Raw genomic sequence first — 24828 nt, 5'->3', positions numbered from 1 at the left:
TATGCTATATATAGTTACGATTTGTTTTCAGGCAGAGCATTTTGGAGGTTATATTATGAGGCTTCGATACTACGGGATACCTTGGATAAGACCAAAGGTCGATGAACCCGTAAAAAAATTCTTCATGAAATTCGGGAAATTGAAGAATTACAAAAAAGGGGAGAATATATTCGTAGGAAAAGAATTTTATCCTTATTTAAGCTTACTTATAAACGGAATGGTACAGAAATACTGCGCGCATTTCCAGCTTCAGAACACATCAAAAGACAAGGCTATCAGCATCATACTTCCTTATTCCATGATAGGTGACACGTTTTTTTTATCTAACAGGGATTGTTTTGTTTCAACAACTGTGATGCGCGACAGTGTTCTTCTTGAAGTTCCCCATGATGTTGTCTGGGATTATATGTTTTCAAACAATTCATTCAACAAGACTATGATACATAACCTTATGTATGATATGGAATCAGATCTTGAAGGATTTGCCAATATTGTTGCCCGCACGCCGAGAGACAGACTTTTGTGTCTATTCAAAGGGCTTGTTGTCAGGTGCGAGGTTGATAACATTGATGGATGGTATAAGCTTCCTGTCAAACTAACTCATTATGAGATAGCGCAGATAGTTTATACAACACCGCTTACTATAAACAGAATACTTCTTGATCTGAAAAATGAAGGTTATTACAAAAACGAGAACAGGTGCCGATACATCAGCAAAGACTTGCTGGACAGGCTTTACGACTGGAAAGATACTGACAGGAATGACGAAAAAATTATTGGAAAGCCTGTTCTCAAGTGCGTTTAGCAAAATTCTTAATATAAAAGACCGCAGATTTTTCCGGCGGTCTTTTTTTTCTTATAACATCCCTATAGTAAGTGGTTTTTCTTTTCAATATTGACTTTTAGTTTAGCGGCTTATATGTTGCATATACAACACGGAGACAGAATGGATAAAATAGCATTGGACATTGCGAACCAATGTCTTGCAGGACAGATAAAAATAGTAAGCAGAGTGGTCATTGGAATATATGACCGTGAGCTTAGAAGCAGTGGTTTGAAAATTACTCAGGCATCAATTCTGGTGCATCTTCTTGCATACGGAAGCCGCAGCGGAGGCGCACTGGGGAGGTCTTTGCAGATGGATAAATCCACTGTCAGCAGAAATATAGACCGTATGGAGAGACACGGCTGGGTAAATAAGACAGATGAAGAAAATGTTGAAATAACCGAAGCCGGAAGAGAACTTATACTGAGCGCCCGCCCTCAATGGGAAAAGGCTCAGAAAATCGTATGCAATATGTTCGGCAGCGACGGCGTGGATGCTGTGAAGCTGCTTACAGATAAAGTAAAAAACAGAAATAAGAGGAAATGACATGGCGAAACAGAAAACCATTACACTGAAAAGAGTTGTTGTTACAGGTCTTGGCGCTCTCACTCCGCTTGGCAATACCGTTGCCGATACATGGAAAAATCTTTTGAACGGAGTAAGCGGAGCCGGACCCATAACAAAGTTCGACGCATCCGGATTCAAAACACGCTTTGCGTGTGAGGTCAAAGGTTTTGACCCGTTGAAATATTTTGATGCAAAAGAAGCCCGCAGGCTTGATCTGTTCGCTCAGTACAGCATAGCCGCCGCAGACGAGGCATACAGAGACGCAGGTCTTGATACGGCAGAGTTCGACAAGAACCGCGCAGGTGTCATATGGGCTTCGAGCGTTGGAGGCATGCCCACTATGGACGAACAGATGATAGATTATGCCGAACACAGAGGCAAACCGCGCTTTTCACCTTTCCTTGTCCCCAAGATAATCACCGATATAGCGGCAGGACACATATCCATACGCTTCGGACTTCACGGTATAAATTTCTGTCCTGTGTCTGCATGTGCATCATCCACTAACGCAGTTGCAGATGCATTCAACTACATCAGGCTCGGCATGGCAGATATAATTGTTGCCGGCGGTGCTGAGGGTGCAATCTGTGAATCCTCCGTTGGCGGGTTCAGTGCGATGAAAGCTCTTTCAGAAAGAAACGACGATCCTCAGAAAGCATCACGCCCGTTTGACAAAGACAGAGACGGATTCGTAATGGGCGAGGGCGCCGCAGGACTTATCCTTGAAGAGTACGAACACGCCAAAGCAAGGGGTGCCAAGATATACGCGGAGATGATAGGTGCTGGTTTCGGCGCTGATGCATACCACCTTACAGCGACACACCCTGAAGGTCTCGGAGCATATCTTGCCATGAAGAACGCACTTGAGGACGCAGGTATAACTGCGGAGCAGGTTGACTATATCAACATGCACGCAACATCAACCCCTGTTGGCGACGACAGTGAGATAAAATCCATTGTGAGACTTTTCGGCGAAGACCCCAAACACCTTTCCGTAAGTGCCACAAAATCAATGACAGGACACCTTCTGGGTGCCGCAGGCGCCATTGAATCGCTTATATGCGTAATGGCTGTTAAAGAAGATATAATCCCGCCCACCATAAACACTGAGAACGTAGGTGACGAGATCCATAAAGGTATAGACCTTACTCTCGGCAAAGCGAGAAAGAAGACTGTGAACGTGGCAATGAGTAACACTTTCGGTTTCGGAGGGCACTGCGCAATTGCTGCATTTGAAAAGTATAAAGGTTAAACTGACGAAACAGCCGCAGAATAATTACTGCGGCTGTTTCTCCTACAGGTCTATTAACTGATGGTGGGAGGTGTCGTTTCTATTCTCCGCCCCTTACACATTTAACGTAATTGCTTCCAGTCTTTGATATCGTTTTAGCCGCTCCGGTGCTGAAATCGACCGTCCACGATGTCGCGTAATCCCCTTCGTATGTTGTTGAAGACCAGAAATAAGCTGATGCCGGATATGAGAATGCAGTGCTGAAAGCAGGTGATGCCGCCGCTTTGTGTGAAATTGAGTTAAGTTCTCTGATGTTCGGTGTTCTCCAGTCGCTGTACCCGCCGTAGGTCATGCTTCCGCAATAATCCAGAGCCGCTGTCCATGTCATGGACGAAAGCGGTCTGTCAGCCCATTCAAGTCCTGTTCTGGCATCGTATACTATACCGTTCGAAGAATCTCTGGAGAAAATACCCTGTGTCGATCTTGATGTGCGGTCAACGCATCTGTAATAGTGGCTTGCGTTGCTGACATCAACTGTCTGGAGTCCGGATGCAAAGCTTATCATCCAAAGGTAGCTCACGTTGCCGTATTCTGTTTTTGATGTCCAGTAGTTGTCGGAAGCGTAGTTGTTGAATGTGCTGAAAAGGTAGGGTGCGGAAACGGTTCCGTAGTTTACTATCATCTCCAGCTCTGTTATGTCGGGCAGTTTCCACAGGCTTGAACCCAACGTGGAGTTTTCGCACAGGTAGCTTGCCGTTGAATAGTTTTGTGCTATGGGTGATGCTTCGTTTGCCCAGAGTATACCGTTGACGTTATCGGTGACAGTATTTGAAGTAAGATTGGCAGTGAAGTCCGGATCAGCGCCTGAAAGGGTATCGCCGTCCTGATTTGTACCTGAGCATGAAACAGATGTTCCGTAAGCGTTCCAGCATCCTGTCTGTCCGGTTTTTAAAAGCAGGAGTTCGGGAGCTGCTATCTGAAATGCCTGCAGGGATGTTGTATCAATACCGTCGGAAACGGATATGATTATATTTCTGTAAAACCCTTTGGTGGGTGTACCGGACAAAGTACCTGTTGCAGTGTCAAAAGTTGCCCAATCGGGCTTGTTTGAGATGCTGAAAACGAGTTCATCATTGTCGGCATCGTATGCGGACGGGGTGAATGTGTAGGCGTTTCCGCTTTTAAGAAACGTGACAGGAGTGCCTGAAATCTCCGGCGCGTTGTTCGAATCCTTGTCGCCGCTTTTGGAACTCGAACCGCCGCCGCACCCTGCTGACAGTAAAGCTATAAATAGTGATAATATTAAAAGAAGTCTCATAACCGCAACCCTCCGCTTGATGCAGAATGATACTTTATAAACACTGTGGAGTGTGTTGGAATTGTTGTGTTAAAGATGCGTTTGAATTGTGTGTGATTGCGTGCTGCCAATTTGGTATTGTAGATAATTATAAACGGTATATTATTTTATCATTAAAATATTGCGGTGGGGCATGTTATACGAGCTTCTCGGAAAGCGTATAAATATACTGAAAAATCTGGGCGGAATCAGCAAACCCGCCGTTTATAAGCCTGAATGGTGCGGCATACTTACAGAAGAAGCGCGCAATTCGGTTATGATAGAAGGCTTTTATGTGTCTTTGAAAGAGGCAGAAGCTGTCCTTGCCGAAAAAGAACCACCTCATTCCGCCAATGCGGCGAAAGCCCTGAGATATCATAAGGCGGCAACAGTTTACTATGATCAGGCGTTTGCGGATAAGGTAAAGGGAACTTTCAGTCTGGTTTTTGAAGATTTCAGAAAGCTGAACGGTATACTGATGCTGGATGAAAACCAGTACGCAGGTCTGCGCCGCGACGAGATGTCCGCTCCCGACGGCGGGAAATATCCTGATTATGTGGATGTTCCGCTTCTTCTGGATATGTATCTGGACTACATCAATTCCCGTGTGGATGCATACCGCACGAAAAGAATAAATATAAAGGAACTCATCGGTTTTGTCGCAAAACAGCACTGCTATTTTGAAGCTATCCATCCCTTTGAAGACGGAAACGGACGTGTAGGGCGCATCCTTACGAACTATATACTGATTGCGTGCGGTCTTCCTCTGATATCCATACGCGGCGAGGATGAAGACATTAACGCGTATTTTGCTGCCATAAAAGAATTTAAAGAGCAGATGGGGTTCACTCTGACATTACCCCAGTCGTATCACAATATCCCTGATAAATTGTATGAGATTACGGCTGAAAAGATGACCGATATGATTGAGGAACTGCTTTCCGACAGTCTGGACATGTACATATGCAGTCTGCTTGTGAAAGAGAAAGGCTATGTTCTGAAACCTTTGGGCAGCATCAAAACAGGGCTTTCCATACTTAATCTCAAAAAACTGACTGAGAGGCGCAACTTCATTGCCGTTAAGCAGGGCAGGGAATGGTATACCCACGAGGATTTTGACCTTAGAAATGATAAACTTAAAATATAGGAGACATTTTTATGCCGTATTACGTCATATTTATTAAGGAAAGAGTTAAAGACCAGAACGAGATAAAGGAATACGGAAAGCTCGTGCCGGCTGCTGCGGCAGGAAGAAACATGAAGAGGCTCGCGGCGTACGGCGAAATAGAAACTCTGGAAGGTCCTGAAGCCCTCGGAACCGTTCTGCTGGAATTTCCCACAAGACAGGATGCTCTGGCGTGGTATGACAGCGAAGAATATAAAAAAGCCAGAGCGCACAGATTCCTCGGTGCCGATTACAGAGTGATCATGTTTGAAGGTGTATAAGGTTATTTTCAGTTTGTTTATATCTTTAACTGTTGTTTTTATATTTTTAATGTACAATAATTAATCATGCATATTTGAATTATTATTACAAAAAGCCCCGGAGAAGTTAATGGCTGGAAAGAAGCTTGTGAGCAGGGTTTACCTGTTCATATTCATCAGTGTACTAGTGTTTTCAGGTTATTTTATAACCAACATTGTGAGCTATCAGGCCGCAAAGGATTCACTGCGCAGCAGCATAATCAACACTTCTCTTCCGCTTACCCGTGACAACATCTATTCCGAGATACAGCGCGACCTCATGCGCCCGGTATTCATTTCGTCTCTGATGGCAAACGATACTTTTGTTAAGGACTGGGCAATAGGCGGCGAAAAGAACGTTGCGCAGATAAAAAAATATCTCACACACATTAAGCACAAATATGACTTTTTCGCGTCGTTCTTTGTTTCCGCTCAAACCGGAAACTATTACTATTACGACGGTATCCTGAAAAAGATATCAAAAGACGTTCCCCGCGACAAATGGTATTACGATTTTACCGCGAAACACGAACCCTATGAGCTGACCGTTGATACCAATCAGGCGGAACGCAACACCATGACTATATTCATTAACCACCGCGTACACGATTACGACCATAAACTGCTGGGTGTCACTGGTGTCGGGCTTGAGCTGGAACGTATTAAGAACCTGCTTTCCGAATATCAGGTCAGATACGACAGAGACATCTTTCTTGTCGATATGGACGGAAATATTCAGGTGAGCGCCAGAAACACTGTCATCAGCGAGTCAAACATAAAAAAAGCTCCGGGAATAGGTGAGATAGCCTCGCAGATATTGCAGGTGTCATATATTTCCGGCAATTTCGAATATGACGGTGAAAACGGTCATATGCTTCTGACATCGAGATATATTCCTGAATTTAACTGGTTCCTGCTTGTTGTTCAGAATCAGAATTCCGCTCTTAAAACAATATGGCAGAATTTCATAAAGAACACGATGATAGGTTTTATACTCACCCTGCTGATACTCGGCGTTATCATAGCCGTTATAAACTATTACCACAGCAAGCTGGAGACCGAACCGGGAAGCGATGCGCTCATCGGTTGTTTCAACAGGCAGGAGTTCATACGTCTTTTTAATATGCAGATTGCAGCCTCTAAAGACTTTTCACTTATATTGTTCGATATTGATGATTTTAGAGGAATTAATGACCGATATGGTCACATCTGCGGCGATATGATACTTGAGCGTATTGCATCCATAATCAAAGAGACTGTCGGAACTGACAGCACAGTAGCAAGATGGAACGGCGACAAATTTATGGTTATAATCGGTGCCGCTTCCGAAGGGGCAAATCACATCGCAATGAAGGTGCTTGAAGCTGTCAATACAGACGCAAAGATACTTAGGCTCACAGAGAATGAGATCGTCAAGCTCTGTGCAGGTATCTCACCACACGCAAACTATGAAACAGAAGCAAGCATGACATTCCGTGCGGAAACCGCTCTTGCCGAAGCTAAGAGCTGCGGTCACAACACCATCCGAACAGCCTGACATTTTTTCCATACTTTCTGCAACAAGCAAATCTTGACTTTTCTGCTTATTTGGTGTTTACCTACCGATAGGTAAACAGGTGAGAAAATGGACAATTTAAAAGACGATGCAAGGCACAGATTGCTGGAAGCAGCAGTGAAGTTGTTTGTATCAAAAGGTTATTCTGCAACTTCCGTAAGTATGATAGTGCAGGAGGCTAAGGTCACAAAGCCGATGCTCTACTACTATTTTAAAAACAAGGCAGGAATTTACACTGAAATAATGAACTATGCTTTTGTTGAATTTGAAGCGATCATGGAAAAATATCCTCTGAGCGGTGTGTCTGCACATGAGATGATATTAAGCATGTTCATCGACCTTATGGATGTTCAGGAAAAACGTATGGAGTATGTAAGGCTGATACACGCCATGATTTACGGACCTCCTCAGGGTGCACCGCAGGTAGATTTTAAGGAATTTCACATTCGTATGGCGGATAAACTGTCTTACATCCTGCAGAAAGGTATTGAAAATGGTGAACTTGAATTAATCGATGTTACCGATTTTTGCACCATCCTTCTTTCAGTTCTGTTTTTCTGTTTTGATACCAGGATGATAGAGTGTTCAGTAAAAATGACCAATGACGATCTGCGTCGTCTGATCAATAAACTTTTTGATAAAGTATTAATAAATAAATAGAGGTTTTTTGGATGAAAAAGAAGATTATCTATATTGCCATTGCGGTGCTTGCCGTTATTGTGATAGTGGCTCTGTCAGGAAGGAAGAAGGATAAACAGGAAGAAGTTAAGAGTGACAGCGGTATTGCTGTCGAAACATCTGTAGTTAACGCTCAGGAAGTGGAGAGCTATGTTGAATCCACAGGAAACCTGACCGCAAAATACAGTGCGGACGTGCGTTCCGAGATTTCGGGAAAGATTCGCGAGGTCTATGTAAATGATTGGGTTAAGGTCAAAAAAGGCGAACTTCTTGCAAGAATAGATTCTGATGAGCTTGCCGCAACAGCCGCCAGAGCGAAAGCCTCGGCGGAAAATGCAAAAGCTGCGTACCTTGAATCTCAAACTTATCTCATCAAAGCTGACAGAGAACTTGTGAGGATGCAGAACCTAAAACAGTCCGGTCTTGCGACACAGCAGCAGCTTGATGACGCGAACACGGAGATGGCAGCGGCAAAGGCTCGCGTGTCATCCGCGCATGCGCAGGTAGCTGCGGCTCAGGAAGATTACAGACAGGCGGCGATACGTCTTGGCAAGTCTGATATAGTGGCTCCGATTTCAGGAACAATTGCTGCACGCAATGCGAATGTCGGCGATATGGCTGGCGGTGATAACAGCGGAACACTGTTCAGCATAATTGACGAAAGCATTTATGATCTGAATGTGAGTATCCCTACTGTGGATATAGCCGGTGTGGGTGTTGGAAGCCGCGTTGAATTTACTGTGGATGCTTTTCCAGACAAGGTTTTTGAAGGAAAAGTGGCTTATGTGAATCCGCAGGTGGACACTGCAGACAGATCAGTAAAGGTGAACATCGAAGTTAAAAACAATGAAAATCTTCTTAAATCCGGTTTTTTTGCGAAAGCTAAGATATTTACCGGAAATAGAAGCATGGTGTTTCTCCTGCCCCAGTCCGTTCTTCTCGGCAATGACAACGCCGCGCGCAAAGCAAAGGTATACATTGTGAAGGACGGTATCGCAGTGCTTAAGGATGTTTCGATCGGGCATGTGCATAACGGAATGGTTGAAGTGACCTCAGGACTTAACGACGGCGATAATGTTGTCGTCAGAGGCGGCTTTACTGTTAAAGACGGAGACAAGGTCTCCGCAGGGAAATAGGTGAGAGGATGTTTCTTTCCGATCTTTCAATAAAGCGTCCCGTATTCGCCACTGTCATAATGCTGACATTGGTGGTGCTGGGTGTTTTTTCATACAACAGACTATCTGTTGAGGAGTTCCCTAACGTTGATATTCCTGTAATATCAGTTGTTACGAAATATGAAGGTGCATCAGCGCAGACAGTTGAAACAGAGGTCAGCAAAAAGATAGAAGAGGCTGTAAACCCTGTTGCTGGCGTTAAAAAAATATATTCATATTCATCTGAAGGCGTTTCCACCGTGGTTGTGGAATTTGAGCTTGAGGTGGATATAGACGCGGTGAACCCTGAGGTTCGCGCCAAGATAAGCGCTATCAGAAGCGATCTCCCTGATGACATAGAAGAACCTGTCATTCAGAAGATAGATTTCAACGATATGCCCATTGTTTCCGTGGCTGCGGAGTCAAAAGTTCTTTCTCCCAGAGAGCTTACGGATGTTGTTGATAAAGTTGTCAAAAAACGTCTGGAATCCATTCAGGGCGTTGGAAAGGTTAACCTTATCGGTTCCTCTGAAAAAGAGGTAAATGTTGTAATTGACCCGCTTAAACTCGAAAGCCTGGGCGTATCCATAAAATCAGTTATGGACGGTATAAAACAGGAGAACGTGAACACTCCTCTTGGGCGTATGACAAAAAAGAGCGGCGAATATTCAGTGCGGGTATCCGGAAAAAGCGAATACGTTGACGAGCTGAACAATCTCACCGTCACATCTTTAGACGGGAGAGCAGTAAGACTTTCAGAAGTTGCTGATATAGTTGACGGTATTGAGGAAAAACGTACTACATCCCTTTATAACGGTAATCCTGCCGTGTCTCTTGACGTAATTAAGCAGTCGGGCGCTAACGTGGTGCAGGTTGTGGATGACGTTCTCGACCGCGTTCAGAAAATAGAGAAGGATATGCCGGCAGACGTAAAGCTCACAATCGTGCGCGATGCGTCACAGCAGATTCGCGATTCGCTTGAGGACGTTCAGCATACGATAATCATCGGCGGTATACTGACTGTGCTGATAGTTTTCCTTTTCATAAACTCATGGCGATCAACTGTTATTACTGGTCTGACTCTGCCTATTTCGGTTATTTCATCATTCATAGCCATCTACGCACTGGGGATGAGCCTCAACGTTATGACTTTGATGGCGCTGTCACTTGCAATCGGTATGCTTATCGACGATGCCATCGTTGTTCGGGAGAACATCGTGCGGCACGTTGAAATGGGAAAAGACCACATGACGGCGGCGAAGGAAGGTACGGCGGAGATCGGGCTTGCAGTTATGGCGACAACACTGTCGGTCATGGCGGTTTTCATTCCGGTGGCGTTCATGAAGGGCATAGTCGGTAAATTCTTCTTTTCGTTCGGAATGACAGTTGCGTTTGCTGTTGCCGTTTCTCTGCTGGTATCGTTTACACTTGACCCGATGCTCTCTTCCCGCTGGCATGACCCTGCCATAGGAAATCCGCAGGGTACATGGCTGGGCAGACAGGTTCATAAATTCAATTTGTTCTTTGACAGGATTGCTGACAGCTATAAAGGTGCCGTGAGATGGGCTTTGAACCACCGGATTACAATTTCAGTTGTTACTTCACTGGCATTTTTTCTTGGTCTGTTCCTTTTCGGCACGCTGGAAGGTGCATTTATGACCGAAGAGGACAAAGGTGAGTTTCAGATCAGTTTCACCACTGCGCCGGATGCTTCAATATACGAAAGTGAGAACAGGCTGAATGCCATGCTTGCCGCTGTTAAAGATGTGCCGGAGGTTGATCATACATACGGCACCATAGGCGCCGGCGATAACGGTGTTGTGCGTAAAGGCGTTTTGTATGTGAAACTTAAGTCTAAAGATAACAGAGACAGAAGTCAGAAAGAGATTGAACAGGACTTCAGAAAACGCTTCACAGGCGTTGCTGGAGTTCGTACATCAATAGAAGAGGCTGGCGGTCTCGGCAGTTCAAATAAACCTCTGGTGGTGACAATTCAGGGCAGTGATATTGACCTGCTGAAAAAATACTCCGCGGAGATGAAAGATAAGATGTCTCAGATAAAAGGGATAGTTGACATCGACACCTCTCTTGAAGATGACACGCCGGAATACAGGATCAAAGTGGACAGAGATAAAGCCGCGGCAGTCGGACTTAATTCGCAGGATGTCGTTAACACCGTAAGTGCTCTTTTTGGAGGTACTGTGGCTTCGACATACGAGGAATCCGACGGTGACGCTGTGGATATAAGGGTGAGATTAGGCGAAAAATACAGGCAGAATCCTGAACAGCTCATGAACCTGAAGCTTGCCGTGCAGAGCAAGGATGGCGTTAATACGCTTGTGACACTGCGAAACATAGCATCATATGAAGTAGATACAACACCTTCTCAAATTAACAGGCAGGATCTTGAGAGGAAGGTGGACGTTATGGCGAACCTTGACGATCTGCCCATCGGTACTGCGGTTAACCTTGTGAAGGCAGATGTTATCCCGACTATAAAGACCGACCCCGGATATGAGTTTTCTTTCGCAGGAGAGGGCGAGGATATGGCTGAATCGTTCGGGTATATGGCGGAAGCCCTCATTCTGGCGGTTCTGATGGTCTATCTGGTTCTTGCCGCGCAGTTTGAGTCGTTCATAGAACCTTTCGCCATCATGTTCTCTCTGCCGCTCTCCATACTTGGTATGGCGGGTATGCTGCACCTCACAGGCGACACCATAAACATCATGTCGCTGATAGGTCTTATCATGCTGATGGGTCTGGTTACGAAGAACGCCATCCTGCTTATAGATTATGCCAAACATCTGCGCGCAGCAGGCATGGAACGTACGGAGGCACTCATTCAGGCGGGGCGAACAAGATTCCGACCTATTATGATGACAACCCTTGCGATGATATTCGGTATGCTTCCGCTGGCGCTTGCTATCGGCGCAGGTGCCGAAATGCGCGCACCTATGGCGAGAGCGGTTATCGGCGGTCTGATAACCTCTACTATACTGACGCTGGTTGTCGTGCCTGTGGTCTACACACTGCTGGATGATTTCGCAGTCAGGCTTAAAAAGTTCTTCGGGTTTGGAGGACACGCATGAAAAAAATACTTTTATCTTTAATGATAATGCTGCCTCTGGCGGCGTTTGCGCAGGATGTGAAAATGCTGACGCTGAAAGATGCGATTAATATAGCTATGGAAAAGAACAAGAGTGTCGAGCAGGCAAAGGAATACATGACATACCTTGAGGGTGTGTATGTTGAAGAGCGTTCGGCGGCTCTGCCGACAGCAACACTTTACGGAGGCGTTGCCAGGGCAAAAGATGCTTCGACAGGTTCCGCGGTCAATTCTGATGTGTTTAACCAGTATAATGCGGGAGTATCTGTTAAACAGGCTCTTTTCACATGGGGGCAGGTCGGTGCGGCTATACGCGCGGCAAAGATCGGACTCCGCACAGGTGACGAACAGCTCAGAATGTACAGACAGGCGGCTGTCAGGGACGTTACGGTGGCTTTTACAGATATTCTGCTCACCAGAAGACTTCTTTATATCGCTCAGGAGAACGTGAAACAGCGCGAAAGGCACCTTGCAGAAGCCGAAAAGAAATATAAGCTCGGTACTGCAACGGATTACGATGTTCTGTCTGCCCGTGTAGCATTGAAAAACGCACAGCCTGACGTGATAACCTATAACAACAACCTTAGTATTGCCAAGGATAATCTTAAATATATACTCGGCATAAACTACGATATCGACGCAGATGGGGAACTTAAACCGGAGAGTGTCGAGACGGCAGATTATGCGGTCGTGCTGAAATCTGCAATGGCAAACCGTCCTGAAATACTGGACAAAAAGCTGATGGTGGATTTCAACAAGGAACTGGTGCAGGTGAGCCGCGCCGGTGATAAACCGAGGCTTGATCTTGAAGGTTCCTACGACCGTATAAGGCTTGAAGGGGATGATGAAAAGAATCTGACCACATGGAACGCAGGTATAAAGATGTCGTTTCCATTTTTCGACGGTCTTGAGACCAGAGGAAAGGTGATTCAGGCTCAGAGCGACCTGCGGAAGATAAAGATACAGCAGTTGCAGACGGAGGATTCCGTTTCGCTTGATGTGCGTCAGGCTGTAAGCCGTGTTAAAGAGGCGGTGGAAGTTATAGACGCTGCCGGCGGCACTGTTGACGAGGCGGCGAAGCTTCTGGACATGGCGGAGAAAGGATATTCTTACGGTGTTAAAACTAAACTGGAAGTTGATGATGCGGAGTATAACCTCAGAAATGCACAGGTCAGGCTTGCACAGGCATGGCGAGACTATCGGGTGCAATATGCGAATCTGCTCTGGTCTGCCGGAATAATAGGCGAGAGAGACAGTTTATAAATCAAAGGCTCCTTTCGGAGCCTTTTTTTCGCTCCGAACAAATTATACTATTGAAAAACATCGGGTTTTGATTATTAATACCGATGTGTTATTATTAATTGAGGTGTTCCGATGAATCGTTTGAAGATAGCTGTAGGAGCAATATCATTCATACTGGCAGTGTTCTGCTTTACAGCTCCCAGCTTTGCGGCGGAAAGATTTGTCATTAACTACGATAAAAAAAGGGATGTCACTGACAATCCTGTAACGATAGAGCAGGGCGGATATAAAATCAAAATAGACATGACCCGCCCGGCAAGACCGTTTTCGGAGATTGTGTTCCGAGTTTTCATAGAAAAGGACGGCAAACCCGTAAATATCTCTCAGGGGCATATCCTGTTCAATATGTCCATGGATATGGGACTTTATAAAGCTAATCTGCAAAAAGCAAGTACAGGATACACCGCCAAAGTTACGCTTCCTAAATGTATTTTCGGCGGGAAAGAGTGGTATGGCAAGCTTGCGTTCGGACATGAAGGCGGACAGATTGAAAAGGTCTTCCTGTTCAATATAAAGGATTAATGTGGAAGAACTCTCTTATCTGGGTTTCCTTACCCTCGGTTTTTCAGTCGGTTTCGGTCATTGTCTGGGGATGTGTCATCCGTTCGTTCTATATATTTCAGGTCGTTTTGTCGGAGAGAGAAAAGGCTACCGAGCACTTTTTCTTCCGCACATCAAATATAACCTCGGCAGGATAACAACCTATTGTTTTCTGGGACTGATAGCAGGTCTGGTTGGCAGTATGGTACAGGTTGTCGGCAATCTGGCGGGTATTCAGAAAGCGGCGGCTATATTTGCGGGTATCTTTCTGGTGTTGTACGGTGTTTTTGCTTTTTCAGGCTATAATTTTATGAATAAACTTGAGAGTAAAATAGGTCGTGTCGACGTTGCGGACAAGATAAAGAGATTCCAACCGAAAACCCCTTATCTGACAGGTCTTATATTGGGTTTTCTTCCCTGCGGACCCCTCTACGGGGTAATCATAGCATCCGCGTCCTCTGCGGATGCCTTGCGTGGGCTTCTTTCCATGCTTTTTTTCGGCACAGGCACAATGGCTGCGCTCCTTGCGGCTTCCGTCTTTGGCAATTTTCTAATGGCACGCAGAGGTTTCTTCAACGCTCTTTCACTGGTGATAATGGTTGTTATGGGAGCTTTTTTCATATGGTCGGGAATCAGGATGTGACTATCTGTTGATTCTCAGTGAATTGAAGACCACCAGCAGACTGCTGATGCTCATCAGCGCGGCGCTGAAAACCGGATGCACCTTTCCTGTCACTGCCAGAGGCACCATCACAATATTGTAAGAAAAAGCCCAGAACAGATTTTCTTTGATTATCCTCAGGGTCTTGACCGATGTCTCATGCAGAGTTGTAAGCATGGGCAGTTCGTCACGCATAAGCACAATGTCTGAACTTTCTATAGCGATATCCGTTCCGTTGCCGATGGCTACGCCAACGTCGGCAGTTGTAAGCGCGGGAGCATCATTTATCCCGTCCCCAATCATAACGCATATGTTTTTATCTGATTGGTATTGTCTGACTATGTCCGCTTTCTGAAAAGGAGTTACGTCTGAAACATATTCCAGCCCGTTGATACCGAGTTTACCGATCAGCTTTTCTGCCGCGGCTTTGTTGTCTCCGGTTATAATGACGGATTTCATTCCTTTTTTGTTTATATAGCTAAGTACGTCAGACGCATTTTCACGGATGCTGTCTGAAAGGGTTATCATTCCTGAAAAAGTGCCGTTTATGCCCACACAGGCGATTGTATGTCCTGCGTCAGAAGTTTCCGGTACAAAGATGCCGTTTTCAGCCATGAAAGCTTTCGTTCCCACCGATACTTTTTGACCGTATACTAACCCGACAACTCCTTTGCCCGGTACCTCAGTGAAATCGGATACAGGGAGGAAATCGTCTTCATATGCAGCCGTTATAGCTTTTGCTATAAGGTGGGAGGAGTTCTTCTCCAGCGATGCCGCCAGAGCCAGAGTCGTTTTTTTTGTCGTCGGCTATAACCTCTTCAACTTTCAGCTCGCCTTTTGTGATTGTTCCTGTCTTGTCGAACAGGAATACGTTTGCCTTGCTGTATCTTTCTATGATATCACCGGATTTTGCCACCGCACCCAGCTTGGTTATCTTTGAGGTTGCGATAAGTATGGCAAGTGGCGTTGCAAGTCCCAGAGCGCATGGACAGGCTATTACAAGCACTGAAACCGCCGTCATGACAGAAGTGAGTATTTCGCCGCTGTGCAGATACCAAAACAAAAAAGTTAAAGCTGAGATGGCGAGTATCACCGGGACAAACCATGCCACAACCTTGTCGGCAACGTTCTGTATGGGGGCTTTGGATGATTGCGCATCCTCCACAGCCTGAACTATCTTTGAAAGGGTTGTTGTTGCACCCACCTGCTCAATCCGGACTACTATACTTCCGTTGATGTTTATAGTTCCGGCAAAAACCTTCTCACCCTCTGATTTATACTTAGGGGTGGCTTCGCCTGTGAGCATTGATTCGTTTATCTCCGTACTGCCTTTAACAATGTATCCGTCGGCAGGTACTGAATCTCCGGGTAAAACTTCGAGATATTGTCCTGCGCGCACCTGCTTGACATGCACCATTACCGATTCATACGGCTTTTCCGGAGCGAAATCCTCTATCAGGCGCACCTGTGATGGCTGATATGTCAGAAGCTTCGATACTGCGTTTGAGGTTCTTACCTTTGCTCCTGCCTCAATGTAGCGCCCAAGCAGAATGAGGGTTATGATGTTTGCCGTGGTGTCAAAATATATCTCTTTACCCAGAAACAGTGCAAAAATGCTGTAAACGTATGCTGTGAACGACCCCAGAAAGATGAGGGTGTCCATGGTGGTGTGACCTTTGCGTATTGCCTGTAAAGAGCTTTTGATGAACGGGAATCCCGAATAGAACATTACAGGTGTGCAGAGGAACCACGCAATATATTCAAAAAAGTCCTTCAAACCCGCGTTGATGCCCTGAAAATATCCGGCGTACAGGGCAACGGTGTAAATCATGAGCTGCATTGTGAAGAATGCGGCTATGGAAAATCGGTAAAAATAATCTTTCTTTTCGTTTTCGTAGATGGTTTCAACGGATGATTTGCTTATGGGAAGAGGGCAGTAGCCTATTGAAGTTATTCTGTCGATTATCTCGGCAAGAGTTATACTGCCTTTCGTCCATCTTATGCGGGCTTTGTGGGTGGCGTAGTTCACTCGAACTGACTCCACCCCTTCAGCCTTTGATATGTAGGTCTCTATCAGCCAGATACATGCGGCACAGCGTATGCCGCTGAGAGCGATGTCAACTTCATAGCCTGTGTCTGTCTCCTTGATGCTGTCGAAGAACAGGTCTTCGGACACCTTGACATTCGACACGGCTCCTGATTCCCATTCGCCCTCTCTTTTCGTGTAAAATTTGCCAAGCCCTTCTGTTTTGAGTATCTTATAGGCACCCGCACAGCCGTGGCAGCAAAAAAAGACATCCTGACCGTCGATACACTCCTGTATTGACTGGTTTCTGTTGACGTCCTGCATACAGTGGGAACATTGAACAACCTTCTCACTTGTCGTCGTCATCATCATCCATCATACGGTATTTCGGTCCTTCCATGTCTTCAAACTCCCCGCTTTTGCCCGCCCAAAGAAAAACGGCAAGGACAACCACTCCCAAAATGAGGGAGATGGGGATCATGATATAAAGTGCGCCCATCAGTTAGCGAATTTCATCGCGAAAAAGAGGGGGATGCCTATCATTGCGATAAGCGAAACTATCATTACTACTGTTCCGAGTTTCATAATAAAACCTCCTGCTTATTGATTGATATAAAAATTCTTCCTGAGGGCAATTTCGTCCGCAGCTACTTTCGCACGAACCTCAAGAACAAAATTTCCGTATCCGTTAACGGGAAACTCCGCTTTATAGAGCTTTCCGTCGGTCTGAGGGGTGATGTACACCATGTCGCCGTTTGTTGCGGGACGTTCCACAACGAATTTTTCGTCAGTAACAGCCACGCCTGATGAGTTTGCCAGAGCAAATTCAATCAAAACTTTGTCGCCGTTCTTGACTGTTTTAATATTTTCAAGCGCCAGACCGTTATCTTTTATGATCTTTTCGCACTTGTCATACTCAAGCCCTGTTTCATAGGGTTTTTCCGTAACCTTGCCGTCGAAGTATTTAATACCTATATAAATACTCGGCGCGATGGTCAGAAAGCCTACAAGAAAAATCAAAAGAGATATTTTCATTCTTTTTCCTCACGGTCTTTTTCTTTATCTTTATGTCTCTTAGCCTTTATCGGTCTTCGGAAGCTGAATTCGCTCTCTTGGGGTTTCATTTCACCGTTATCCGGTATTGCCCTCATATTAAGAGACAATATAGGAAATTTCTCCAGTTTTTCAGCAGGTATGAACAGGAATACAGTTCTCTTAACACTTTCCGTGGGTTTGACGGTGAGTGGTTTTTCATATTGGAGTTCATAACCGTCTGTGCCGACCACGTCTAAACTGAAAGAAATGTCTTTGTCGGAGATATTCTTAAGCACGAGTTCATATGAGTTTATTATACGCTCGTCCTTTTCTCTGGGCATAAACATCTGGTTGGGAAGAACCTGAAACTCAAAAGGTTTAGTTGTCGCCGCCATCCATAAGAAGGCAACGCCGAATATCAGCGTTACAACACCTGTTATCAGCACGTTCACGCGGAACGGGTTCTTCTGCTTATCAAAACCGAAGATGTAATGCACGAGACTGGGGTATTGTTTCTTCTTCATAACCTTAGCGCAGGCGGTGATGCATTGTCCGCAGTTTATGCAGGCGGAAACCAGACCTTTGCGGATATCAAGTCCCACGGGGCAGGTTTTAACGCAGGCGTTGCATTTGATGCATCTGTCGGCTGTGGCGGGGTCGAATGCCACTATCAGCGTGTTCTTGTCAAACATGATGGATTGCAGTTTGGAGTAGGGGCATACAGTTGTACAGAACTTATAGCGTATCAGCGTGAAGCTGAAATATGTCAGCACAGTAAGAACTATGCAGAACCATGCCGTAACACTGCTCAGATTTCCGACCGCCAGATCGCGGAAGAAATCATATGGCGAAACGAAATAGAATACGATAGTTACGCTCGCGATGATACTAACCAGAAACACCAGTATATGATTAAGAACCTTATTGATAAAATTCAGTTTTTTCCTGTCAAAGAACCATGTGAGATTTATCATCACCGTGTGTGGGCAGAACCACCCGCACCAGATACGTCCGTAAAGCTGGGTTATAAGTATTCCGAGGAAAGTAATAAAAAAAGTAAATATAAGCAGAATAAAGAAGTTTTCTATCCAAACGGATGCGCCGAAGAAAAAAAGGCGCATGGAAGGGATGTCAAAGCGCACAGCGCTGTGACCGCCCACAACGAGCCACGGGATAAGAAGGAATAAGGCGGTGTTGAATAGCCTCACCGCCCAACGGTATTTTTGCAGATTAATCATCGTCATCTTCCAACATTTTGTATTTTGCTTCCTCAACCGCGTCTTTTCTTTTTTTTGAGTAGTAGTAGAAGATTATCACGGCAAAGATGACCGTCAGCGACAGTCCGTAGAAAAGAAAGGAGTAAACGCTCCCAATCATAGTAGCCTCCTTGTTTTTTGAGATTGCTTCGTCAGTCTTTTGCACTTTTCCGCAGAGACGAAACCTGTCTTCGCGAGGAGCGGAAGCGACGGGCGATCTCATTTTTTTAAAAGGAAAGGGAGCCTAAGCTCCCTTTCTCGTTATTGATAGGTTACTTAGGCTGTGCCTGCATGGACTCTTCAAACGCTTTTTCCTGCGACCAGCCTGTGAAGGCGGGTGTGTAGGCGTACACATAGTATATGCCGAAAACGATGAGCCCGATGAAAAGTATCAGCCAACCAAGGGGAAGTGCATGTTCGGTGTCTTCCCTTGTGAATTCTTCAAGGTTATCGAATTCCTCTTTCATATTAGCACCTCTTCCCTGTTATTTAAGGCTGTTGATGTAAGAAACAACAGACCATATCTTTTCTTTGCTGAGCTGTCCTGCAAAAGCGGGCATAGCGCCTTCAAGACCGTTTGCAACGGTTATGTAGGTGTCTGTGTCAGCGGGTTCGCCCTGTGCGTAGTCAGATATGGATGCGCCGATGTTGCCTTCTGCGTTCTGTCCGTGGCAGCCGGCACATTCAGCTTTGTAAATAGCCTGACCTGCTGCTATGGATTCGGGTTTGCCTGCAAAGGGATTTGCAGATTCTATCATGGAAGGATCAACAACAATAGCTTCTTTTCTTGCAACTGATGTACCGATAACCTGCATATAGGCTACCAGAGCGTCAAGCTGTGTTGAAGATTCAAGAGCTTTGGCATCCTCATCTGTGTAGGGGAAGCCAAGCGCTTTCATGTGTGCCAGAGTTTCGGAAGCATTAAGAGGCTTGTTTTTCAGCCATGTATATTTGGGCATGTTAGACATCGGAAAGAACGCCTGAGGGTTCTCAAAGTGCTGAATATGCCACTCGTCAGGATATTTGCCGCCGATTCTCGCAAGGTCGGGACCTGTACGTTTTGAACCCCAAAGGAAGGGTCTGTCATAAGCAAATTCGCCTGCTTTAGAGTATTCACCGTATCTCAGAACGTCGGCTTTAAGAGGACGAACTGTCTGAGTGTGGCAGTTAACGCAGCCCTCTGCCTGATAAACATCGCGTCCTGCAAGCTGCAGAGCGGTGAAAGGCTGAAGGTTATCGTTTTTTGGGTGCATTCCCGCTGTGAACATGGGAACGAACACTGTCACTATTGTACCGATTAGTACTGTTACCGCAGCAACAACTGCGAACAGGACGGCTTTGCTGTAAAGTGAGTTTTCGTGATTGCTCATCGTGTGCCTCCTTACGCTGCCTGTTTGGCAAGGTCGTTGCCTTTTTTGATTGTCATAAGCACGTTATATACGAAGAACAGCATACCGACAACAAATATCACACCGGCAACGGTTCTCATCTGCCAGTAAGGATAGTTGCGCACCAGCGTCTCCATAAAGGTGTACTGGAGCGAGCCGTCGGAGTTTGTCATCTTCCACATAGCGCCTTGCTGGATACCTGTGATCCACATAGTGATGGAGAACATAAGCTGTCCCACAAGAACTATCCAGAAGTGGATGTTTGCAAGTTTTTCGCTGTATATTTCAGTTTTGTACATAGCGGGGAGCATATAGTAAACTGATGCGCAGATTACCATTGTAACCCAGCCCATTGTACCCATGTGAACGTGTCCGGGAACCCAGTCTGTGTAGTGGATAAGGGAGCTGATGACCCTGATACCCTGAGAGGGACCCTGAATTGTCTGAAGACCATAGAATGTGATACCGACAATGAAGAATTTTGTCAGGTAGTTATTTCTCATCTTAGACCAGTCTTTGTCCACTGTGAAATAACCGTTCACAACAGAACCCCATGACGGAGCGATGAGGAACAGAGTGAAGGCGATACCCAGTGTCTGAATCCAGTCGGGCAGGGGAGTGTACACAAGGTGGTGCGCTCCTGTCCAGAGATATGCGAATATCAGCGACCAGAAAGAGATGATGGAAAGTCTGTGGCTGTATATAGGCAGCCCTGTCGATTTGGGAAGGAAATAGTAGAACATTGCCAGTATAGGGGTTGTGAAAAGGAAACCCACTGCGTTGTGTCCGTACCACCATTCCACGTTCGCACTGTTTACACCTGCGAAGATGTGATAGGATTTTGTCAGCGATGCGGGGATCGCAAGGTTGTTCACGATGTACAGAATAGCCACTGTTATGATTGTCGCTATTACATACCAGAGAGAAACGTACATGTTTTTCTCTTTTCTTGTGAATACGTTGCCAAGAACGTTGATTGCGAAAATAACCCAAAGGATAACTATCGCAACGTCGATGGGCCATTCAAACTCGGCATATTCAAGAGACTGGTTCATACCGATGAAAAGTGAAAGCGTTGCAAGCACCATGCCTACGTTGAAAAGCCAAAGGTGAAAGCGCGCCAGTTTCGGAAGAACGAGCGGTCTCTTTGTCAGCCTCATAACGATATAATAGAATATACCGAATTCGGCTCCGATTCCGAGCCCGTATGCCAGAACATTGGTGTGAAGGGTTCTAAGTCTGCCGTATGAGAAATACTCACCAAAATTAAGGTTAGCATCCCAGAGCTGAGCAGAGATAAGAAGACCGATCACAAGACCAATAACACCCCAGAAGATGGCGGAGAGAACAAAGCCCTGCACCGTCTTGTAGTCGTAATGAAACTCGTTGTTCATTCAGACCTCCTGCATTGATTTGGATTTTGAAAACAGTTCGTTACCGTTAAAAAGAAACTCTTTTATCTTTGCCTGTTTCAGCCTATCCTCGATATCTTTCTGGATATTGCTGAAAAGTCTGTTGATCTTGCAGATGGGGAATAGCTGGCAGGTGGCGTTGTCTGTTTTGCAGGAGTTCACCCTTCCGGTGAAGCCCATGCAGGCGAGAATGTCATACATGCTGGCTTCCAGTGTATGGTCGCTGATGGTCAGACCGCCGTCTTTTCCTGTTTTTGTTATGATAAAACCGCAGTTTTTGAGTTTGTTTATTATTTTGACAACTATCGGACGGGAAAGATAGAGAGTACGGCAGATGTCGTCGGTTTTGACCTGTTTGCCGACGGTTGCCAGAAACACAATAATCCTGATGGCGTAGTCTTCTTCACGCAGTATGAATGAATCCAATTGTATACCTCTCAGGTAAACAATACATCTTGTGTGAGAGCTTTGTCAACAAAAGATACAAAAAATATCTAAATAGCCTTATTTGTTTTTTCTATCGAGTGTAAGCATCTCACCGTTTTCTTTCAGATTGCCAAAGGCTTTGCCCAAACGTTCCATAATAAATTGATAACTGTTCTCATCGTGATTTTTTGTGCATTCGGAGCAGTCTTTAACGTTTCCCTTCCATTTCGCATCGCCTCCGCAGTCGCGGAAAAAATAGAGCGGACAATAGCAGAACAGGCAGTTCTGCTCCGCGAAACCGTGGCAGGGGAAGTATTCACATTTATCATTTATAAAATGTTTATAACTCAAAAGATGCTCCGTATACTTCAATATTAAGTTTACCACGCAAAATCAGATTTGCATGTTATTTTTTAGGTCTGAATTTAGTTTTTACTTCCTTGCTGTTCAGTTCGTTCAGAACCTCCGTTGCGGTGGTCTTTGCAGTCTTTGATCCGCCGTCGCGCATAACCTTTGCTATCTTGACCGCGTGCTTGCGATAATCCTCATTGCGTTTTCCTATATTGCGCAGCGCCCAGCTTACCGCTTTGCGTACATAGTTGCGGCTGTCGTCGCACTCGTTCAGTATGAGCGTACAATAGCTGTCTATTTCTGCCTGAGTGAGTGTTTCGTCTTTAGATGCAAAGTTTGCGATTAGTACAAATCCCGCGCGTTTTACGAACGTTTCGTTCTGAACTGCCCATTCGTAAACTTTCAGCTTTCCGCTTTCGGTTTTATACGCGAGGTTTGTGCAGAACTGGTCGCAGAGATCCCATGAATTTATGTCCATGACCCACTTTTCAAGAAGGTCGCTGTCCATTCTGTTTTTATCTGCAAAGATGGTCGCAAGAATACGCGCCTCGTGGATGCCCGTATCCCAGAGTTCCAGAGCAAGGTCGTGGTCTTTTCTCAGCTTTTTAGATATTTCACGCAGATCGGCAACAGTGACGCCGTATGCGTTGGCTGTGTTTATGCCGAATTTTGCCATACCCTCCTTGTTCTCTTCCGAGCTTTTTTCTTTAAGGATGGTTAAAACTTCTTCTTTTGTCATTTGCTTATATACCTCATGAATTGAGAGAACAGAGTGGGGTGACCGCTTGCGTATTTCATAAGTCTGTCAGCGGTGTAATCAAGTATCTTATCGGTGTCTTCCGCGCCAAGCGCATCACCGTAATTCAGCAGTATCCCAGTAAAGACACCTATTGGGTTTGGCATCGAATCGTCAAAAGTATCCGCAACCGTTCTATCCGTATCAAGATAAAGAAGACCGTCTCTGGTGAACAGTTCCAGCGCGGTTCGGGTCAGTTTTGATGCTTCCGCCATAAAGCTGCGCTCTTTTGTCACATGCAGAAACTCAAGGAGAGCGTCTATCGTATATGCGTAGTCCTCAAGGGTGACATGATGCATCACTTCGCCTGCGTAGTTGATGCGGAATAGCCTGCCGCCCTCCATATGAAAATGACGCATCTTGTTCATAAGCGCCGTTGCCTGCTCAAGGTAGAAATCTTTACCCGACACCTCGAACATTTTTATGAGTGCTTTACAGAAAAGCATGTTCTGTGAAAGAATTATCTTCGTATCTTTAAGCGGTTTTTCGCGGGTGTTGGTGTCTTTCAGCAGGTCGAAATGCTTTTCAAGTCTGATATAGTTTTCATAGTTTGCGTCGTTGATATTGATAACGCCTTCGTGAAGTGTAATCATATCTTTGACAGGTTCCAAAGCGTTTTCAGAATAGAGGTAGTAATAACCCTCTATAAGTTTCCCGTCATCGGAAAGGCTGTCTGCGTCCATTGCGGCTATCAGACCGAAGTCCGTGTTAAACTCGTGGAGAATGAAATCTATTGTCTTTTCCGCTACACGGAAATAGAGCATATTGTCTGTGCGCTCAAACATTTCAAGCAGAAAGACAGAGTTCTGGGCATTGTCGTAAAGCATTTTTTCAAAGTGAGGCACAGTCCAGTGCCTGTCCACGGCATATCTGTAAAAACCGCCGTTAACGTGGTCGTATATTCCCGATGTGCAGAGCATATCTGCCGTGAGGTTCATGAAGTCGCGAACATAAAGGTCGGTATCGTAATAGTAGAGCATAGCGTTAAGCACAGGCGTGTTGGGGAATTTTGCATCGTTTCCCAATCCGCCGAATTCCGCATCGAACATCTTTGAAAAATCTTCTGACGCTGTATGGAAATCGAAATCCTCAAGATCAGCCATTTTCCCGTCGAACGAAGTGAATTTCTGCATGAAAGCGTCAAAGTTATTTGCATATTTCTCCGCTTCATTCTGGTTTTCGCGGTACAGCTTGCCAAGCTGTACGACTATCTCTGTGAAAGCCGGCAACCCGTGGGTGGGTTTCGGCGGAAAATAGGTTCCTCCGAAAAAGGGTCTGCCGTCCGGCAGTGTAAAGACTGAAAGCGGCCATCCGCCGCGTTTTCCTGTTGCATGAAGATAAAACTGATATCGTTTGTCCACGCCCGGAAATTCCTCACGGTCTATCTTTACGGGAATGAAATATTTATTAAGTATCTCTGCTGCCACCTGATTTTCAAAAGACTCATGCGCCATAACATGGCACCAGTGGCAGGAGGAATAGCCTATGCTGAAAAATATCGGCATGTTGAGCTGTTTTGCTTTTTCAAAAACCTCTTCAGAATATGCCTGCCAAACGACAGGGTTGTTTTCATGCTGTTTCAGATAAAGGCTTTTTTCTTTGGAAAGTTCGTTCTGCATCTGTTTCCCTGAATTCGATAATTTAAAAATCAGAATATAGAGTTCGGCAGAAGACGGCAAGGGAAAAAAACGGGGCGGAAAAATCCGCCCCATACGATA

The 24828-nt window shown here is 45.4% G+C and carries 26 protein-coding genes; 12 read left to right on the top strand and 14 right to left on the bottom strand.

Annotated elements, in window-relative coordinates; all coding sequences use genetic code 11:
* The first annotated feature begins 55 nt into the window (after positions 1 to 55).
* The 3 genes from LRY47_RS02760 to fabF all read left to right on the top strand — a co-directional run bounded on the left by LRY47_RS02760 (position 56) and on the right by fabF (position 2645).
* A complete protein-coding gene (locus tag LRY47_RS02760; RefSeq protein WP_295222372.1) occupies positions 56 to 805 on the top strand; it encodes a Crp/Fnr family transcriptional regulator in 750 nt (249 codons plus the stop codon).
* A 141-nt stretch (positions 806 to 946) separates the two neighbouring features.
* Positions 947 to 1372, top strand: a complete 426-nt coding sequence (locus LRY47_RS02755) for a MarR family winged helix-turn-helix transcriptional regulator (protein ID WP_295222370.1) — start codon at positions 947 to 949, stop codon at positions 1370 to 1372.
* 19 nt (positions 1373 to 1391) lie between these two features.
* On the top strand, positions 1392 to 2645 hold the full coding sequence (gene fabF / locus LRY47_RS02750; RefSeq protein ID WP_366043150.1) for a beta-ketoacyl-ACP synthase II: 1254 nt from the start codon (positions 1392 to 1394) through the stop codon (positions 2643 to 2645).
* Between the two features lie 79 nt (positions 2646 to 2724).
* Here the strand turns inward: fabF and LRY47_RS02745 are convergent, their stop codons facing one another.
* A complete protein-coding gene (locus LRY47_RS02745; RefSeq protein ID WP_295222366.1) occupies positions 2725 to 3942 on the bottom strand; it encodes a DUF1566 domain-containing protein in 1218 nt (405 codons plus the stop codon).
* Positions 3943 to 4114: 172 nt separating this feature from the next.
* Between LRY47_RS02745 and LRY47_RS02740 the strand changes: the two genes are divergently transcribed.
* The 9 genes from LRY47_RS02740 to LRY47_RS02700 all read left to right on the top strand — a co-directional run bounded on the left by LRY47_RS02740 (position 4115) and on the right by LRY47_RS02700 (position 14402).
* Positions 4115 to 5107 carry a Fic family protein gene (locus tag LRY47_RS02740; protein ID WP_295222365.1) on the top strand — a complete coding sequence of 331 codons (993 nt, stop codon included), beginning with the start codon at positions 4115 to 4117 and terminating at the stop codon, positions 5105 to 5107.
* An 11-nt stretch (positions 5108 to 5118) separates the two neighbouring features.
* Positions 5119 to 5406, top strand: a complete 288-nt coding sequence (locus LRY47_RS02735; protein WP_295222364.1) for a DUF1330 domain-containing protein — start codon at positions 5119 to 5121, stop codon at positions 5404 to 5406.
* A gap of 109 nt (positions 5407 to 5515) precedes the next feature.
* Positions 5516 to 6961, top strand: coding sequence for a diguanylate cyclase (locus LRY47_RS02730; RefSeq protein WP_295222363.1), 1446 nt, complete (start codon positions 5516 to 5518; stop codon positions 6959 to 6961).
* 87 nt (positions 6962 to 7048) lie between these two features.
* The gene (locus LRY47_RS02725) at positions 7049 to 7639 is read left to right on the top strand and encodes a TetR/AcrR family transcriptional regulator (protein ID WP_295222361.1); all 591 of its coding nucleotides are present in this window, start codon (positions 7049 to 7051) and stop codon (positions 7637 to 7639) included.
* A gap of 11 nt (positions 7640 to 7650) precedes the next feature.
* Positions 7651 to 8793, top strand: coding sequence for an efflux RND transporter periplasmic adaptor subunit (locus LRY47_RS02720; RefSeq protein WP_295222359.1), 1143 nt, complete (start codon positions 7651 to 7653; stop codon positions 8791 to 8793).
* 8 nt (positions 8794 to 8801) lie between these two features.
* Positions 8802 to 11900 (top strand): efflux RND transporter permease subunit, encoded by a 3099-nt coding sequence (locus LRY47_RS02715; RefSeq protein ID WP_295222358.1) that lies wholly within the window; start codon positions 8802 to 8804, stop codon positions 11898 to 11900.
* A complete protein-coding gene (locus tag LRY47_RS02710; RefSeq protein ID WP_295222356.1) occupies positions 11897 to 13180 on the top strand; it encodes a TolC family protein in 1284 nt (427 codons plus the stop codon). Before LRY47_RS02715 ends, LRY47_RS02710 begins: the two co-directional genes overlap by 4 nt.
* A 111-nt stretch (positions 13181 to 13291) precedes the next feature.
* Complete coding sequence (locus tag LRY47_RS02705; protein ID WP_295222354.1) at positions 13292 to 13741, top strand: hypothetical protein; 450 nt, start codon at positions 13292 to 13294, stop codon at positions 13739 to 13741.
* A 1-nt stretch (position 13742) separates the two neighbouring features.
* Positions 13743 to 14402: a sulfite exporter TauE/SafE family protein gene (locus LRY47_RS02700; RefSeq protein WP_295222352.1), complete on the top strand. Its 660-nt coding sequence runs from the start codon at positions 13743 to 13745 to the stop codon at positions 14400 to 14402.
* Here LRY47_RS02700 and LRY47_RS02695 read toward each other — a convergent pair whose 3' ends face one another.
* The 13 genes from LRY47_RS02695 to LRY47_RS02635 all read right to left on the bottom strand — a co-directional run bounded on the left by LRY47_RS02695 (position 14403) and on the right by LRY47_RS02635 (position 24729).
* Positions 14403 to 15152 (bottom strand): HAD-IC family P-type ATPase, encoded by a 750-nt coding sequence (locus LRY47_RS02695; protein ID WP_366043148.1) that lies wholly within the window; start codon positions 15150 to 15152, stop codon positions 14403 to 14405.
* Positions 15136 to 16812: a heavy metal translocating P-type ATPase gene (locus LRY47_RS02690; protein ID WP_295222351.1), complete on the bottom strand. Its 1677-nt coding sequence runs from the start codon at positions 16810 to 16812 to the stop codon at positions 15136 to 15138. The genes LRY47_RS02695 and LRY47_RS02690 overlap by 17 nt, the downstream gene beginning before the upstream one ends.
* The gene (gene ccoS, locus LRY47_RS02685; protein WP_295222349.1) at positions 16796 to 16945 is read right to left on the bottom strand and encodes a cbb3-type cytochrome oxidase assembly protein CcoS; all 150 of its coding nucleotides are present in this window, start codon (positions 16943 to 16945) and stop codon (positions 16796 to 16798) included. The genes LRY47_RS02690 and ccoS overlap by 17 nt, the downstream gene beginning before the upstream one ends.
* 101 nt (positions 16946 to 17046) lie before the next feature.
* Entirely contained in the window at positions 17047 to 17481 is a 435-nt protein-coding gene (locus LRY47_RS02680; protein ID WP_295222347.1) for a FixH family protein, read from the bottom strand.
* Positions 17478 to 18719: a 4Fe-4S binding protein gene (locus LRY47_RS02675; RefSeq protein WP_295222345.1), complete on the bottom strand. Its 1242-nt coding sequence runs from the start codon at positions 18717 to 18719 to the stop codon at positions 17478 to 17480. The genes LRY47_RS02680 and LRY47_RS02675 overlap by 4 nt, the downstream gene beginning before the upstream one ends.
* Complete coding sequence (locus LRY47_RS02670) at positions 18712 to 18858, bottom strand: CcoQ/FixQ family Cbb3-type cytochrome c oxidase assembly chaperone (protein ID WP_295222343.1); 147 nt, start codon at positions 18856 to 18858, stop codon at positions 18712 to 18714. Before LRY47_RS02670 ends, LRY47_RS02675 begins: the two co-directional genes overlap by 8 nt.
* A gap of 151 nt (positions 18859 to 19009) precedes the next feature.
* Positions 19010 to 19204, bottom strand: a complete 195-nt coding sequence (locus LRY47_RS02665; protein ID WP_295222341.1) for a cbb3-type cytochrome c oxidase N-terminal domain-containing protein — start codon at positions 19202 to 19204, stop codon at positions 19010 to 19012.
* Positions 19205 to 19222: 18 nt separating this feature from the next.
* A complete protein-coding gene (locus LRY47_RS02660; protein WP_295222339.1) occupies positions 19223 to 20107 on the bottom strand; it encodes a cbb3-type cytochrome c oxidase subunit II in 885 nt (294 codons plus the stop codon).
* Positions 20108 to 20118: 11 nt separating this feature from the next.
* A complete protein-coding gene (locus LRY47_RS02655; protein ID WP_295222338.1) occupies positions 20119 to 21519 on the bottom strand; it encodes a cbb3-type cytochrome c oxidase subunit I in 1401 nt (466 codons plus the stop codon).
* Positions 21520 to 21963 (bottom strand): Rrf2 family transcriptional regulator, encoded by a 444-nt coding sequence (locus LRY47_RS02650; RefSeq protein ID WP_295222336.1) that lies wholly within the window; start codon positions 21961 to 21963, stop codon positions 21520 to 21522.
* 78 nt (positions 21964 to 22041) lie between these two features.
* Complete coding sequence (locus LRY47_RS02645; RefSeq protein ID WP_295222335.1) at positions 22042 to 22314, bottom strand: cysteine-rich small domain-containing protein; 273 nt, start codon at positions 22312 to 22314, stop codon at positions 22042 to 22044.
* A gap of 55 nt (positions 22315 to 22369) precedes the next feature.
* Positions 22370 to 23053, bottom strand: coding sequence for a DNA alkylation repair protein (locus tag LRY47_RS02640; RefSeq protein ID WP_295222334.1), 684 nt, complete (start codon positions 23051 to 23053; stop codon positions 22370 to 22372).
* Complete coding sequence (locus LRY47_RS02635; RefSeq protein ID WP_295222333.1) at positions 23050 to 24729, bottom strand: DUF255 domain-containing protein; 1680 nt, start codon at positions 24727 to 24729, stop codon at positions 23050 to 23052. Before LRY47_RS02635 ends, LRY47_RS02640 begins: the two co-directional genes overlap by 4 nt.
* Positions 24730 to 24828: the final 99 nt, after the last annotated feature.

The sequence above is a fragment of the Seleniivibrio sp. genome, from assembly GCF_021209385.1.
In the GTDB taxonomy this organism is placed as follows: Bacteria; Chrysiogenota; Deferribacteres; order Deferribacterales; family Geovibrionaceae; genus Seleniivibrio.
The sequence above is the reverse complement of the archived record's forward strand: the minus strand, read 5'-3'. Positions and strand labels throughout refer to the sequence as shown.